The 16,793-nt window shown below is 43.8% G+C and carries 9 protein-coding genes; all 9 read left to right on the top strand.

What is annotated here, in order from left to right; all coding sequences use genetic code 11:
• A partial coding sequence (locus tag R7Q47_RS21055) for an Ig-like domain-containing protein (RefSeq protein WP_411912877.1) occupies positions 1-7,974 on the top strand: 7,974 nt, incomplete at its 5' end.
• Entirely contained in the window at positions 7,971-10,142 is a 2,172-nt protein-coding gene (locus tag R7Q47_RS21050; RefSeq protein WP_054574111.1) for a type I secretion system permease/ATPase, read from the top strand. The genes R7Q47_RS21055 and R7Q47_RS21050, both read left to right, overlap by 4 nt.
• Entirely contained in the window at positions 10,139-11,452 is a 1,314-nt protein-coding gene (locus R7Q47_RS21045) for an HlyD family type I secretion periplasmic adaptor subunit (protein ID WP_021033865.1), read from the top strand. Before R7Q47_RS21050 ends, R7Q47_RS21045 begins: the two co-directional genes overlap by 4 nt.
• A gap of 15 nt (positions 11,453-11,467) precedes the next feature.
• Complete coding sequence (locus R7Q47_RS21040) at positions 11,468-12,781, top strand: TolC family outer membrane protein (protein WP_054574112.1); 1,314 nt, start codon at positions 11,468-11,470, stop codon at positions 12,779-12,781.
• Positions 12,774-13,394 carry an OmpA family protein gene (locus R7Q47_RS21035; protein ID WP_054574113.1) on the top strand — a complete coding sequence of 207 codons (621 nt, stop codon included), beginning with the start codon at positions 12,774-12,776 and terminating at the stop codon, positions 13,392-13,394. Before R7Q47_RS21040 ends, R7Q47_RS21035 begins: the two co-directional genes overlap by 8 nt.
• A complete protein-coding gene (locus tag R7Q47_RS21030; RefSeq protein ID WP_054574114.1) occupies positions 13,384-14,226 on the top strand; it encodes a hypothetical protein in 843 nt (280 codons plus the stop codon). Before R7Q47_RS21035 ends, R7Q47_RS21030 begins: the two co-directional genes overlap by 11 nt.
• A gap of 178 nt (positions 14,227-14,404) precedes the next feature.
• Positions 14,405-15,178, top strand: coding sequence for a DeoR/GlpR family DNA-binding transcription regulator (locus R7Q47_RS21025; RefSeq protein ID WP_025766712.1), 774 nt, complete (start codon positions 14,405-14,407; stop codon positions 15,176-15,178).
• A gap of 11 nt (positions 15,179-15,189) precedes the next feature.
• Positions 15,190-16,230 (top strand): oxidoreductase, encoded by a 1,041-nt coding sequence (locus R7Q47_RS21020; RefSeq protein WP_318089366.1) that lies wholly within the window; start codon positions 15,190-15,192, stop codon positions 16,228-16,230.
• Positions 16,227-16,697 (top strand): heme-degrading domain-containing protein, encoded by a 471-nt coding sequence (locus R7Q47_RS21015; protein WP_033905228.1) that lies wholly within the window; start codon positions 16,227-16,229, stop codon positions 16,695-16,697. The genes R7Q47_RS21020 and R7Q47_RS21015 overlap by 4 nt, the downstream gene beginning before the upstream one ends.
• Positions 16,698-16,793 lie beyond the last annotated feature (96 nt).

Genomic DNA, 16,793 nt, shown 5'->3' with positions numbered 1-16,793 from the left:
ATCGATACGGATTTTTATATTAGCGGTGGTCTTGCCATTGATGATTTCCGTGAGGGTATAGTCACGGAAATGAGAGGGACAACCAATGGTGTAGAGCAAGGTCTGGCAGTGACGATTCGGGTAAGTGACGGAGACAGCACGCTGAATTTTACTGGCCTTGTTGATGCATCAGGTTCGTGGACAGTAACTGGAATTGACGTAAACACTCTCAATCTAAACAGCACGTGGACCATTGAAGCTGAAGTGTTGGATACCGCCGGCAACCATGCGGTCGATACCATGCCAACAATAGTGCTACCCGGTTCAACGGTATTTTCTGAAAACATCGTTGGATTTTTTGGTGAGCAAAGCAGCTCGGCAGCCATCAACATAGAAAATGGTGTGCCAGCACTGCATGCAGAGCAGCCAAGTTTGAGCGCGCTTACATCGGTCGGTCAATCTATTAATGTTGTTGTTGCAGAAGATGGGTTGAGCTTACAAGGAACATCGACCGACGACCGATTAGTTTTCTCAGCAGAAGTCAATGATGATGGTACGGTTCAAATTACTTTTTATGAAGCGATTGATCATGGTGTAGGTCAAGATGAGCTGGTGACTAACGTATTGGTTGAAAGCATTCAAAGTGATGCTGACGGTACACAAGAGACGGTTGTGGCACCGTTAACGATTACTATTTATGACTCTGATCCGGTGATTAGAGATGACACATACTCAGTCTTAGAAGATCAAACAATTACGGGCAATCTACTTGAAAATGATATTGATCTTGATGGAACACTTTATGTGAAATTTGTAGAGGCTGGCGGGGAGCAGAAGTCAATTCTAGAGGGGGGATCCGTAAGTTTTAGTTTAGAAAAAGGCGAATTAACCGTATTTTCTGATGGCTCTTGGCAGTTTGATGCAGGTCGAAACCTAGATCATTCGGTCGAGCAAAGTGTTTCTTTCAGCTATTTAGCTGCAGATGACTCCCAAGACTATGGCTTGGCTAACGCGACGATTGATATTAGTGATGGACAAGCAGGTTACGTAGGCAATGCGACTATAGACGTAACAGAAGTCCCTTTGGATGGCCCGATATTGAACTCTGAAGGAACTGTCAATATTGTCGCGGGATCTGACAACCCGGATCCGAGTAGTTTGTATTTTGGTGGGTCATCTATTACTAAGTTAGAAACATTAGGGCTTACAAGCTCAGTCTCTGATAATGAGCTTAGCTACACGTTAAGCTCCAGTGGAAAGCAAATTACAGCATTTGCCAATGGTGTCACTGTATTTACGTTAACATTGAGTGGCGTTGAATCGGGTAACGATGTATTAGCTTCAATTTCGCTTACTCTTGAGCACCCTATCGATCAATTCAATAGCAGTGATACGGTCACTTTCCCGTTGACCATTGGTGGCGTAGATTTAGATGCCACACCGCTTGTAGAGAATGAAATTGACTATGTTCTAAAGGATGGCGCAGACCCAACTTTAAATAATTTGAATGGGGTAGAAGTAAAAGAATCTGATCTCGCAAATGGAGGTGTGTTGAGCTCAGGGAATTTTCAAGTTGAGGTTGGCAGTGATTACCTCGAATCTTTGTCGTTCATCGTCTCTGAACAACCCTTGTTGACGAGTGGTGAACAAGTTGTGCTTTATCAAGTCTCTGCGGATGGCAAAACACTTGATGGTTATATTCTTGACGAAGATGGGCAAACTCAGATTCCCATCTTTCAAGCTACCCTCAATGCTTCATTACCTATTGATGCAAATAGCGACATTACCTACTCCTTTGAGCTTTTTCAGGCTCTCGACCAACAAGAAAATACTGATCCAAACGTACCTCTCGTTGTTACTGCAATGGACTCAGACCAAGATAACACGTCGGTCGTTTTAGACATTAATGTGATAGATAACGACAATGGACAAGCGCTAATCAATAGTGGCAATGTCGAGTTGACCGAAACACCTGTCGATACAAACATTGCTCCTGATGGTGTTTCAGCCATAGCGAATACGGATGTGATAGTTACGTCATCATTCGATCCGATTGTGTATCTGGGTGTTGACATAAATGATGGAGATACTGTCAAAACTACACTTGGTGATGCTGTTACTTACAACGGAGAGGCTGTCACTTGGTACGATAACAATGATGGAAGCTTTGACGCAATTTCAGACACTGGAGACGTTGTATTTAGGGTCACGTTACCTAGTGACTTCTCTTTGCCATCAAATGATACGTCTACGGTTAATGTAACTGTAGAGCTTTATCACTCGATTGACCATGTTTTAGGTGATGGGACGCAATTGTCGATCTCTATGCCCATCGTGGCGAGAGATTCTGATGGAAGCGAGATCTCTACGGAGTCCAACATACTGGTCTATGATGGCTTGTTTCCGGAACTAGTAATTACAGAGGGAATCACAGTCAATGAAAGCGGGCTGAATGATGATTCGCTTGATTCTGGCATCGAGGGCTCGTCACCATCCATTACGCTATTACAAGGTTCAGACTCTATCGCCAGTGTGAGCGTGAATATCGATATGTTCAATGCGCTCGGCTATAAAACAAGTAGTGGCAGCCTGGTTGCGCTTGATTCACCGGACTCGAATGGTTGGTTATATGCAAGAGATGAAAGCGAGCAAGACGTCTTTAGAATTAGATTTAATACCGATGGGACTGTCGAGTTTGATCTATACCGTGCACTTGAACACGATGAACCTGACGGTGTTCCAGCGGACGAGAACACATTAGAACTCAGTTTTTCAATTTATGCCGTTGATAAGGATGGCGACCAGTCTGAAGCTGAGACATATACCGTAAGTGTAGTGGATGATATCCCCGAAGACACAAGCTCACCAATAGAAATTGAACTTACCGAGGGGGATGAGTTTTCGGGAAACTGGTTTAGCAATAATGCCGACTTAATCAGTTCAGATGGCACGTTGATTTCAAGTTTGACCTATGCAGGTGAAACATACGATACGGCGAGTTCGGTATTTAGCGATGATGCTTGGACCATCGATTTAATCAATAGTAGTGATGGTAACTTAAAATATGGAACGCTGACTATTGCTCAAGATGGGACATTTACGCTAACTACCGAGCTTATTGTTAATACGCCTGTAGGTGGTTTGCTTGATGATCTAACGATAACTGTGACGGATGCAGACGGTGACCAAGCAAGCAGTGAAGCTCAATTAATTCTTGATGATGCTAGGGGCTTTATTCGAACCGTTAATGTAGATACGTTAGAAGATAATGGCGCGAATAATAGTGGAGACCCTACGCCAGTCGCGTTACCGATTAGAGTTTCTCCTGGGGATACGGAGAATAATGAGCGTGTTGAAGCGATAAGGATCTCTGTTGAATCTCTACAAGGAGGGGCTCTGTTTTTAGACGGAGCGCGCCTTGAAGATGATGATAATGACGGATTTATTAGTCTTTCTGGTACAGAGCTAATGGGGGTGGGTATATTCACTGTTCCAAATGGTGATCTCACTTATCAACCAGCACTAAACCTGTCGGGCAACACTATCAAAGTTTCGTTAGCAGTGTCTGCATTAATCGTATCTGATGTCGAACCAGATGGTTTTGTATTACAAGGCAATAACACGTTAAATGTTAACGTTTTACCGGTTGCAGATTTGCCAGAGTGGTCTAATGATTCGGACTTTTCTTATCAAAGTGTTGAAGATTCCGCTGAATCACTTTCGCTCAATATTGTCGCTGAAAAGTTTGACCAAGACGGTTCTGAAACGCTCCACTACCAAATTTCGAATATTCCAGATGGGCTTATATTAACACTTAACGGAAGTGCTATTGAGGAAGGGAAAGCGTATAGCCAATCCGAGTTAGATCAAATTGAAATCACATCTAACGAAAACTTAGCCGGAAGATTTACTTTTGATGTAACGGCAGTAACGACTGAATCGGGTAGTGTGTTTGCCGATGAGCAAGATAAAACAGCGGAGATCACTGAGCAAGTTGTTATCGATATATCTCCAGATGTCGATGTGCCTACGCTGACCGTTAAAAAAATTCAGGGGCTTGAAGACCAAGCGATTGACTTAAAAGAGTACATCCTAGGGCGGCTCACTGACACAGATGGCTCGGAGTCTCTGTCTTATCGCATAGAAGTTCAAGATGGTTGGACATTGCCTGTCGGAGCTGGGATTACGCTTATCGGTATTAATACCTACCTAGTGACCTCCAATGCTCTAGCCAATTCAGAGGCGTTACTTCAACCAAAATCGGATATCAGCTCATTTACTGAATCTCTATCCCTTCAAGTAACCGCCATTTCAACAGAGTCGACTATTGATGGCTTAGCACCTCTTAATGAAACCGCCGAGAGCCAATCTGCAACCATTGACATTAAGCTAAAAGGCGTGGTCGATGAACCAATTGTCCTAGATGGTGGACAGGGGAATTGGCAATATGATCAAGCGACTAAAGTAATTAGTAATCTCTCTACGTTAGACGAAGATAACCTGATACAACTGGATTTTATCATCCAGACATCAGACGACGATCTATCAGAAGAAATTAATATCTTGCTTCAGAACATCCCTGTGGGAACACAACTGACAGATGTAAATGGTGACCCTATTGTTCTTCCAATTGCATACGTGGACCCAATAACGGGGCCAGTTTATCAGGTCTCGAACGCTGTTCTTGAAAACACTTACCTCAAAACAGAGCAAGATTTTAGTGGAACACTGAGCATGGATGTTATCGTCGTTTCAACAGAGCCGGATGGTGATTCTGCTGAAACCCCTCTTAAAGTGGAAATGGAAATCTCACCTATTGTTGATCAAACTGACGGCCAAGAATTACAAAGCAATGGTATTGAGGACAATTTCATCACACTAAATCTTGAGCCTGTCGTTAATCAAGATATAGATTCTAGTGAGTCCTTGACAGGATACACCATTGTATCCATTCCAGATGGCTTAACGCTTTACTTTGATGGTATTGCAGTAGAGGAAAGTAACTTACCGTTAGAGCTCAATGAACTACTTGATGGTAGCTCGGCAACATTATCTGAGTTGTTAAACAGTGGACGAATCACTGTAAAAGCTAATGAAGACCTAAGTGGGACATTTAGCCTGGAAGTTCAGTACGAAGTGACAGACACGTCTCCGACGATGGAGACTGATGTAAAGGCAATCCATGGCTCTTTGAGCGTCGTGGTTTCTGGCAAAGTGGATATTGGTAATGAAGATATTGACAAAACACGTTTAGAAGGCGCGACTGAAGTATTCACAAGTACGGATGGGTCTGCTGTCGACGTGAGTGGAGGCATTACATTTACAGAAGCGGATATTGATGGTTCAGAGTATCTCGATTACATCGTTTTACAGATACCGCAGGGTCAAGACCTCATTGTTACTCATCCGAATGGTGCTTCTCAAGATGCCGATGGGAACTGGCTGATTCCAATGGAAGGAATCACAAGTGATAGCGTGTTGGAAACCGCTCAAGATTTGCTTGCTAGCGCATCGATTTATAGCCCATCTAACACAGAGATACTTGATGTGAATGTGTTAGCGTATGTTCGAGATGGAACGGATGCTCAATACATCACAGGTCAGTTCCAAATTCAAATTACTGGCCATGAAGGAGATGGAGACCAGTGTGCTGATCCTGGTGAACCAGGAAGCGTTCAAAGTGGGGATATTGTAGGTAAAGAAGGTGAAGATGTCTCAATTGGGGCGTTTTTAAACCCTGATGTGGCGAGTAGTGATGATAACTTAGTTTCCTTCTTTGTCGCCGCAGATTCTTTACCTGAAGGAGTCGAGCTTACTGGCGAAGGGGTGATACCTGCTTATGATAATGCGGGCAATCTGTTGGGTTATTCAATTTCTAGCGCTGGATTGTCTTCCTTGACGCTTACTGGCGTGGATGAGGACTTTGCTGGATGCATTACTTTCAATTTAGAAGTGACAGAAACGGCCCCATGCGATGGTGACTCGAAAACAACCTCTCAGACCATTACGGTACAAATCTCTCCTGCTGTCGATGATATCGCGATAGCACCAAGCCAAGTTACGGTTCAAGAAGATACTATAACCAACCTGAATCTTGCTCTTGTATTGGGCGATAGTGAAGGGCCAATGCAGTCCATTACTGGAGAAGGTGACGCAGCGACTGGCCTTGAAAGTGTCAATTGGGTTTCTTTATCTGTATCTGACGAGAATGCGCGGTTTACTGCCGTGGACCCGAGCCTACTCATTGACAACGGTGATGGAACATGGGTAGTGACAGATGTTACGCGTCTAAACGAAATTCAGCTAATCCCACCTGAAAACTACAGTGGAGAGCTTGTTATTTCCGTTGACGCAAACATTACTGATGAAGTCACGGGAAGTTGTTTAAGTACTGACAGTGCGAAAGATACTCAAACTAAATCAACAGAAGTTACCGTTACCGTTGCCCCAGTGGTTGATAAAGCGGTTCTGGAAACAGAAGACGTAGTTGGTGATGAAGATAATTATATTTATTTAGGAAACTTATCTGCATCACTAATCGATCAAGATGGTTCTGAGTCGATGTCTTTGGTCATGACAGGAGTGCCAGACGGAGCCGTGTTGGTTTGGGACAATAATGGGACGTTCGAATTACTCCCTGATAACGGTTCAACGGATGGTGAGAGCAAGGAGTGGCAGCTAACTCAAGCACAACTTGATAAGGTTTACTTTCTACCGCCACTAGATTTTAGTGGGGATATTCCACTAACACTGCAAGCTATTACCCAAGAGTCTGGATCAAACGACTATAACTATACCACTTCTCAGTTCAACGTCGGCGTAAAACCGATTGGCGATGATGTATCGTTGAATACAACCTCTAACACGTTCACTGGAGATGAAGGTGATTCCATTTCGATTGACTTTTTAGCGAGCGGTTTTGAAACAAATAGCAACGAATATATAGAAGTGTCGATGTTGATCAAAGCAAGCTCTGAACCCTCTGCATTGGAAGGCTTAGGTAGGATTCGTATCGGGACTCAATTCTCATCCTTTACCTTCGATGACGCGGGCAATGCCGTGGCGACGGTATTAGTGCGAGCAAATGAAGTGTCAGGTTTGGAGTTCGTTCCCAAGGATGCATTTGGAACGATGGATGTTGCTCTCAATGTTAGAACGTTTGATCAAGCGATAGTGTCAGGGAAACTCGAAACCGATTTTGGAGATGTGCAAAGCACCGATCTAACCATTGTTGTTACCCCTGAAGCTGATGAGCCAACACTAACGGCCGATTATCAGTCTATTGTGTCTGAAGCGTCTGGGAGTATTCCTTTAGGGTTGAGCATGAATTTAGTCAACCCTGCACCAGAAGAGTTTGGAAGTGTGGAGATTCGCGGATTACCAACAGATCTAGAGTTGAGTCATGGTGAAAGATTGAACGGCATTTACACTGTTGATCAAGAGGATGTCGCTGATCTTTCCATCGTTGGCGGGTTTAGCGGTGCAAGTGATTTTACGTTGTCGATAAAACCGATTGCAACACTGGGTGCTACAGTCGCAGAAGGTGCTGCTCAGACAGTCAATGTTACCTTAGTGGAAGAAGGGGGCCAAACATTACTTGCGACAGATGCTAATGATTTGCTTATTGGAGGAAGTGGCAGCGATGTATTCCAGTTTGACAGTTCAGGGCTCGGTAACGAGTTAAAGCCCTCGTACGATGTGATCAACGATTTCCAAATATCCGTTATTGGTGATGATAATGACACAATTGACATCGCCTCGATAATCACCGCTACCTCGATAACAGAAGTCGATAATAAGCTCGATTTAACAGAGAATGATGATGGCGTAACGCTTCACATAAAACCAGAAGAGACGGGGACAAAACAACAGATTCTTATGCAGGGCGTCACTCTCGATCAGCTTTACAAAGGTGACTCGACTGGCGTAGCCGAAGAAAATGTCTTACAGAAGATGATTGATGACAACAACTTGCTAGTAGGTGGTATGTCATGAAGCATCACTCATCCTCATCAAGTGAGCTGACTAACGATCCTTGGGGGCAATCGTTAACTTGGTTGATGCGTTATTTTGAGGTTAGACACCATACAAAAAAGGTGCTTTCTGGATTACCTCTTGTTGAGGGTAGATTGGATAGTGACTTATTCATCAGAGCCGCTGAGCGAGCCGATCTTGAACTCACATTAATCGATTTAAAATCCATCGCAATGTTGAGCTTTCCATTGGTGGTAATCAATAGGAAGACGTTACAACCCGCTATTATATCTGAGCGACATAACAGCGATTATCAAGTCACATTATTTAGTGAAGACCAGAGTGAAACGCAATACGTTACGAGCGCGGAACTGCAGAATCAATTCCAGCCTCAAGCATGGCAAGTTTCTATGGGTCCAGAGCTGGACAAACGGATAAGTTCTATTCAAGCGGATTATAATGAACATTGGCTTTTCGCCGTAGTGAAAGAAATGTCTCCGTGGTATCGAGATCTTTTGATTGCCTCTTTCCTTATCAATACGCTAGCGCTAGTTATTCCGCTTTTCACTATGAACGTTTACGATCGTGTAGTGCCTAATCAAGCTTTCAGTACATTATGGGTTTTGGTCGCTGGTGTCTCCGTCATCATTATTTTTGATTGGCTATTGCGTAAAGCAAGGGGAGTTGTCACTGATACCGCGGGTAAGTACATCGATAACAAGCTTTCTTCGATACTTTTTTCTAAAGTTATGGGGATGAAACTTGAACACCGTCCTGCATCAGTCGGTGCATTCGCTCGACAACTACAAGATTTTGATAGTGTTCGCGATTTTTTTACTTCTGCATCTCTTGTGACCTTAGTTGATCTCCCATTTACGTTGTTATTTTTAGTCTTAATAGGTTGGCTAGGTGGGGCAATGATGTTCATACCTATTGCCGTCATGTTTATCCTGCTGATCCTTGGCTTTGCGGTAAAAGCAAAAATAGAACAATCACATACGGAAAGTGCTGCACTATCCATGAAGCGACAAGCTCACTTGTTTGATTCATTGTCCTCTTTAAAAGAGATTAAGCAAAATAACGCTACGGGAGAAGCACAAAAGCGTTGGGAGCAGACGGTATCCATGCTTTCTGATTGGCAAAATCAATCGCGAAACTATTCGAATATCGTTGCTTACTCCATTCAATCTAGCCAGCAGATAATTACCGTAATGTTACTTGTAACAGGCGTGTACAGAATTTCTGAGGGATTGCTCAGCATGGGGGGGCTCATTGCTATTGTCATGCTTAGCGGTCGTGCTGCAGGGGCGATTAACCAGTTAGCTATGCTGTTACTTCGCTATCAACAGACAAAAACAGCGGTTGAAGGCTTAAATTCTATCATGTCTTTACCTCAGGAGGTGCAACGCAGTCAGGTCATTACGTCTGCCGAATTTACAGGGAATATACGTTTAGAAAACGTGAGCTTCCAATACCCAGATGTTGATATGCCATGTTTGAGAGATATTAATCTTACTATCAAGCAAGGCGAACGCGTTGGCGTTATTGGTAGTGCAGGAGCAGGAAAGTCTACACTCCTTTCTATTATTACCAATCAACTCAGTGCCTTACAGGGTAGCGTTTATTTTGATGACATTGACAGTCAGCTTTGGCCCGCCGAATTGATAAGAGAGAAAACGGGTTGGGTTGGCCAAGATTCGCATCTTATATACGGCAGCATTATGGAAAACATAGTATTAGGACATCATGTTATTGATCAAGAACGTTTACGCCGTGCGATAGAATTATCGGGTTTGAACCAGTACATGAGCCGCCTTCCTCATGGTCTAGAAACGCAAGTCGGAGAAGGAGGGCGTTATTTGTCGGGGGGGCAAAGGCAAGCTGTAGCGATTTCAAGAGCGTTTTATCGAAACCCTGCAGCATTAATTTTAGACGAGCCAACCAGTTCCTTAGACCAGCCAGCTGAGAATGCGTTGTTTAATGCTCTTAAATCGTTGCCGCACTCGACGACGATGATTATTAGCTCTCATAAACATTCCTTATTATCGCTTTGTGATCGAATTGTTGTGCTTGATAAAGGCACAATTTTGAGGGAAGGAGCGCCCCAAGAAATTTTTGCTAAACAACAGTCTAACGCGAAAACGAACAGAGTACGCGCAGTATCAATTGTACGCGAAGGAGGTCAATGATGAGCACAGTTCGTTGGAGTAATGCTCATTTAGCAAACCGTTCGAGAACGTTGATTTGGTTGTCTGCCGCGTTAGTGCTAAGTGTGATTATTTGGGCCTCGTGGGCGAGGTTAGACGAAGTGGTTGTCGGCGAAGGAAAAGTTGTTCCTACTTTGTCTGTTCAGACGATTCAGAGCTTAGAGGGAGGCATTCTAAAGGAGTTACTTGTCATGCCTGGTGAAAGCGTCACTAAGGGGCAAACCATCGCCATTCTGGATGATACAAGGTTTAAGTCGACCTATTCGGAGACCTCTGAACAAGTTGAATCTTTGCTCGCCAGAAAGCAGAGGCTTCAAATTGAATTAGAAACGGTAAAAGTGAATAGCCTCCAACTGGATTGGAAACAACAAGTGAGTATCGAGCCTCAGCCATTTGATATTTCGATGACCGGCCACTCTGCCTATCTGAATGCCAAAGCAAACTATCTTGAGCGGTTGAGCCAACTGGAGTCTGAGCTGGAGGAGGCTAAATTGCGAATTGAGCAACAATCGCAAGCTTATCTAGATACCTTGAATACCATTCAAACACTAAAAAGCAGTCTGGTTATTGTCTCGAAAGAGCGAGATATGTTGAGAGAGGTGGTTTCTAGTGGCGCGGTGGCTGAAGTGGAATTATTAAAACTGAATAGAGACGTTATAAAGCTCAAAGGAGACATCGCGAGTTCACAAGCTGCTGCCCAAAAGCAAAGGGCTGTGTATTCTGAATCCATCGCAGATTATCGTGGTACTGCGCTTGCTTTTAGGGCAGAGGCACAAGGGCAGCTCAATGAAGTTGTGACGCAACTAGCGCAGCTCAATGAAAGTCGTCAGGCGATTGCGGATCAGTTGAATCGAACGCAGTTACTTTCTCCGGTCGATGGAACCATCAAAGATGTTTTTGTCAGAACCATCGGAGGTGTGGTTAAGCCGGGGGAGCCTATTTTAGAAATAGTCCCTCGTAATAGCACGTTAATCGTTGAAGCGAGAATTTCTCCTCAGAATATCGCCTTCATAAGGCCTGGCCTGCCGGCAACGGTAAAGTTGTCTGCCTATGACTTTGTCATTTACGGAGGCCTAGAAGGAGAAGTGACCTACGTAAGCGCCGATGCACTTCAAAATGAAGAGGGCAATGCCTACTACCGTGCCAACGTTACTTTCAAGGTTGATGATAAGTTTACGATCATCCCGGGAATGCAGGTTGTGGTAGACATTCTTACAGGAGAAAAAACAGTACTGAATTATTGGTTAAAACCTATATTACGTGCGAAAGAGAATTCGCTCAGAGAAAGATAGACATAAGGATATAAGATGCGGCTTAAATCAACGTTATTGGTCTTGTTTGCAGTATCATCGTCGCCAAACGCTTTGACTTTAGAAGAGTCAGTTACGTTATCTCTCGATAGCTCCCCCAGTTTGCTTGCTCGCTATTCTCGCTATGAGTCGATGGTACGAGACCGAAATGCCATAAATGGTTCATTTCTTCCTCAGGTTAATTTGTATGCAGCAGCAGGGTACGAAGGTACTCGATATAACAACGGAAACTACATCGACAGTGAAGATAGAACATTAGAAAGAACGGAGATGGGCGTAAGAATCTCCCAACTGTTATTTGATGGATTTAAAACAAGTGCTGATGTTGATCGCCTATCTTACGAGGCTGAAGCTGAACGCTTGGACTTATTGGCATCTGCGGAAAATGTTGCATTAGATACTGTCAGAGCGTATGTGGATGTTTTACATGCCCGAGAGTTGATGAAACTGACAGAAAGAAACCTAAGTGAACACCAAGAGATCTACCGTTTCATTCTAGATAAAAAAGAAAAAGGTTTAACCAGCAACTCCGACTTAGCGCAGGTTTCTTCGCGTGTCGCGACAACACAGTCCTCATTGATTGCCGCCCAAAACAATCTTTCCGATGCTAGAACAAGATTTGTACGTTTAGTTGGTCGAGTGCCGCAAAACTTAGTTGAGCCTGTTTACCCGCAGGAATTGCTTCCGAATAAGCTTGACGAAGCACTCAAACAAGCGGTTAGGTTGCACCCATCCATACAGTCGGCGATGAAAGATTTAGAGGCGGCTCGATATGAAGTAAAAAGAGAAAAGGGGGATTACTACCCAGAGCTCAAGCTTGAGCTGTCAGCCAACAAAACAGACAACGTGGATAATATTGAAGGCATTAACGAAGATGCAAAGGTTATGCTGACGGTCAACTACGATCTCTTTAACGGCTTTTCTACAGACTCCCGAGTGGAGTCATCTGCCTGGCGAGTAGAGGAGGCGAGGGCTATTCGAGCAAATGCAGAACTAGATGCGAATGAAGGTGTAAGGCTGGCATGGGACGCACATACATTGCTTCAACAGCAAATGGAGTTTTTAAAAGTCAACGTTGATGCGGCGAAAGTAACTGAATTAGGGTACATCCAGCAGTTCAATGTAGGGCGACGCAGTTTGTTAGATGTATTAGATGCCAAAGTTGAAACGTTTGTTGCGAGACGGAACTATACCCGAACAAAGTACGATCATTTGGTTGCCACTTACCGTTTATTCAACTCGATGGGGATTCTGACTTATGCGTTGCGAGTTGAGTATCCAGAGAACTGGAAGGAGAACAATAATGGATAAATTCGCAGTGACGAGTCTTCTAGTTTTTATGTTAGCAGGCTGTGCTGAATCACCGAATACGACGTTGACCACTTACCAGTACAACGACCTTAAAGACAATGATAGTGATGGCGTGATAAACCAACGAGATAACTGCGCAGATACGCCAAAAGGTGTCGTTGTTGACAGTGAAGGCTGTGCGAATTGGGTCAACGACTCGCAGACACACCTGATCAGTTTTTTCTTTGCGATGGATGAGCATCAGGTAACGTCATCTCATGATATGCCGCTAAGCGAGTTGAAAGCATTGCTTCAGAGTAACCCAAATGCGCAAGTCATACTGATAGGAGACACAAGCCCTGAAGCGTCACTCGAATACAACAAAGCGTTGGCAAAGAAAAGAACGGCAGCTATACGAGAATTGCTAGTGAGAAACGGCATTCAAGACAATCGAATTGAAGAGCAAGAGTTTTATCAGAATACGGCATTGACGGTACAACTAAAAAAACGGGAAAGGCGCACAATTGCTGTTGTAAACACGAAAGCTGAAAGTACTGAACAAGCGTGGACTATATTTAGTTCGGACAGCGAGTTGACACCTAATTCGAAGTTGGAGTTGAATTATGAAAATTAAAGTCTTGCCTTTCCTTGCTCTAACTTCATGTTTGATTTCACCGCTGGCATTTTCTGACTCTGAGGCTCGAACATCGATTTTTGTCGAACCAGAGATACTAGAAACGATAGAAACATTGATAGATGAGCCAAATGTAAATGTAGCGCTTGCATCTCAGTCTGGTGGTTTTAACGACATGCTAAATGACGGAACCTCTATTGCGATCACATCTAAGAAATGGTCAGATGAAAACATCTCCCGATTTCAACGAGAAAGAGGCCACAGGCCTACACGTTTGTTTTTAATGGCAAACGCTATTGTCGTAATCAATAGTCAAAAGAGTACGGTAGATAGTTTTTCCGTTAGTGAATTGAAACGCTGTGATGCAAATACGTATGCTTTCGGGGAGATGCGTTTAAGTAACCCAGATGTGAGCTCTAATGGTTGTCAATCATCGATTCAAATGCTTGATGAAGACCGATTGAAACGGGCTTTAAGCGACGACTTGTCAGCCAAAGCTTATATGCGATACTCCGATTTTAAATACTCAGAACAGTGGTCGAGCTACAAGGCTCTCTCTGTTCATCATAATGATGACTCATGCTCTTTGAGCACAGATTGTATCTATTCTCTTCGCTATCCATTTTCCGTGGTCTATTACGTTTATATAAATAAACAATTCGACACTAATCAGAAGATCAAAAAATCAAAGCTATTTGAACTCCTTACAACCGACCACAATACACAACAAGTACGAAATGCTGGGTTTATTCCACTACCAAAAGCGCTTATTAAAAGAAATAGAGTGAAGTTAGGGCTAGATGAGCCAGTTGTTTTAAATGGGTATAAATAAACTTCATACGCCTAACTATGTGGGCTTGAGTGAACGTACCGTCCTAGGAAGTTTTGCCTTGCTGCTCATTTATCTTTGGTTAACCTTTGGTCAATTGAGTTGGTTGTAAGTGGTTTTGTTGGTAATTTTTCTATTATTATGGCAAGTTTACTTAAAACCACTTAAGTGAATTTAAGTTATGACACAAGAAGAAAGACTCGTAGCACTCAGAGCGAAGCTGGAGCAGCAAAACAAAGTAACGTTGTCTGAAGTTTGTGAGTACTTTGGTATCTCGCGAGATTCAGCTCGTCGAGACTTAGTTAAGTTGAGTCAGCAACCTGGGTTACAAAGAATACGAGGTGGTGTCATGCTTGCGCCGATCTCTTCCCATACCGAGGCATACGCGAGTCGACCCGTGAGTGACGTTAAACATCGACTAGCTCAAGCTGCCGCAGCGTTGTTGGATGAGCGCGACCATCTTGTTATTGATACCAGCACCATTTTGTCTCTGCTCCCACTCTATGCAGGAAAAGCACATTGTGGAGAAAACAAGCTCAACGTCGTCACTAACAGCATTGATGTACTGACCGCTGCTGAAACAAACGACACAATGGACGTTTATTTCTTAGGCGGACACTTTGACCCTTATGCCAGAGCAGTTTTAGGGGCGCAAGCAGAGCAGCAAATGCAGCAGTATCACGTGAACAAAGCGTTCATTGGCGTGTGTGCATTGACATCCCGAGGGCTGACAACAAATAGTTTGTTAGAAGCAACAATGAAACAAGCGATGATTGCTCAAGCTCAGCAGGTCATCGTCGTTTGTGAATCCCGAAAAATTGGTAGCGACAATTTCCACCACGTATGTGATTTGTCAAAGATCGACATCATTATTACAGACCATCCCCCTCAATCAGATTTTCAACAACTCCTCGATCACAATGATATTGAATGTATTGTTGTATCACCGAAATAAGGAATCTTACAATGGCTTACGATCCCGTAAAAACCGCTGTGATTGGTTACGGATATTCAGCAAAAACGTTTCATTTACCCTTCATTAAATCGCTACCAAATTTAACGCTGAGCGCGATAAGCTCTCGTCAACAGGAGGCGGTTCAAAATGATTGGCCAGATGCTAAGTGGTTTTCTGATGCGAATACTTTACTCGATGATAGTGATGCAGAGCTCGTAATCATTACTGCGCCAAATGACGTACATTACGAACTTGCAAAGCGTGCGTTGAACAATGGGAAACACGTCATCGTCGAGAAACCGTTTGTTACTCGGATAGAAGACGGTAATGAACTTATCGCATTAGCCGAAGAGAAAGGTCTGGTGCTGAGCGTTTTTCACAATAGACGTTGGGATGGAGACTTTCTCACGGTTAAATCTCTTATCGAACAAGGTAAGTTAGGTGATATAAAGCTGTTTGAGTCGCACTTTGATCGCTACCGTCCTGAAGTTCGTCAACGCTGGCGAGAGCAGGCTCAAGATGGCGGTGGTATTTTATTCGACCTTGCTCCTCATCTTCTCGATCAAGCATTGGTGTTGTTTGGCTTGCCAGATGCGATAGACGCACAATGTCGAATGATGCGCCCGGGTGCGACGACGATTGATTATTACAACTTGATACTTCATTACCCTGAGCATATTGTGCACTTGCATTCAAACTTGTATAGCCCAGAGCCGAATCTCCGCTACAAAGTATTGGGTACGGAAGCTAAATATGAAAAGTTTGGATTAGATCCTCAAGAGGGCTACTTAAAAGAAGGCCGTTTGCCGGAAAACGATGCTTGGTCGGAAGAAGATGAGGCGTTATACGGCGTCCGTTACGACGAAGACGGTGCGCAAACTATCAAAACGGAGAGAGGCGCGTACCAAGCTTACTTTGTTGGTGTGGCAGACGCTATTCGCTTGGGCACTGATAACCCGGTCCCTGCCGCTCAAGCAGTACAGAATATCGCTCTGATTGAGATGGCATTGGAAAGCAGTAAAACGGGTAAAACGTTTCAGGTGAAACCATGAGTTTGACGCTTGAACTCGTGGCCCTGCAAGAGCATGAACTTCAGTTGGCGGAATTTAATCACCATATTGCGTGGTCTATCGGCCTCGCTCTAAAAGAAGAGGCTGAAGCTCGCGGCGCGGCTGTTGCTATTGAGGTTTACGGCTTTGGACAAACGCTATTTCAATACGCGATGGCAGGAACCTGCGCTGATCATTTAGATTGGGTCCGTAGGAAGCGAAACTCAGTATTAAGGTATGGCCACAGCTCTTACTATCTTTCTCTGTACAACAAGCAAAAGCAACGTGATTTCGAAAATCAGCCTCATCTCGATGCTCGTGAGTACTGTGCTCATGGTGGCGCGTTCCCAATTCGGCTTTCTGGGTCTGGTTTGGTTGGGGTTGTGACGGTATCGGGTTTACCGCAGTTAGATGATCATCAGCTAGTTGTGGATATATTAAAAACGATGACAGAGACAAAACCCTCTTAAACGCCAAATATGAAAGTAGCACGGTTCTTTATCGTGCTACTGAATTCTCTTTTTAGCTCATAAAGTGTTCTTTAATGTGAGCAAATATTAACATTG

It is taken from the genome of Vibrio sp. Vb0349, from assembly GCF_033338975.1.
The sequence above is the reverse complement of the archived record's forward strand: the minus strand, read 5'-3'. Positions and strand labels throughout refer to the sequence as shown.

Coding starts and splice junctions, on each gene's coding strand:
- R7Q47_RS21015 (WP_033905228.1), top strand. CDS start 16,227: ATGAGTTTGACGCTTGAACTCGTGGCCCTGCAAGAGCATGAACTTCAG.
- R7Q47_RS21040 (WP_054574112.1), top strand. CDS start 11,468: ATGCGGCTTAAATCAACGTTATTGGTCTTGTTTGCAGTATCATCGTCG.
- R7Q47_RS21025 (WP_025766712.1), top strand. CDS start 14,405: ATGACACAAGAAGAAAGACTCGTAGCACTCAGAGCGAAGCTGGAGCAG.
- R7Q47_RS21050 (WP_054574111.1), top strand. CDS start 7,971: ATGAAGCATCACTCATCCTCATCAAGTGAGCTGACTAACGATCCTTGG.
- R7Q47_RS21020 (WP_318089366.1), top strand. CDS start 15,190: ATGGCTTACGATCCCGTAAAAACCGCTGTGATTGGTTACGGATATTCA.
- R7Q47_RS21030 (WP_054574114.1), top strand. CDS start 13,384: ATGAAAATTAAAGTCTTGCCTTTCCTTGCTCTAACTTCATGTTTGATT.
- R7Q47_RS21045 (WP_021033865.1), top strand. CDS start 10,139: ATGATGAGCACAGTTCGTTGGAGTAATGCTCATTTAGCAAACCGTTCG.
- R7Q47_RS21035 (WP_054574113.1), top strand. CDS start 12,774: ATGGATAAATTCGCAGTGACGAGTCTTCTAGTTTTTATGTTAGCAGGC.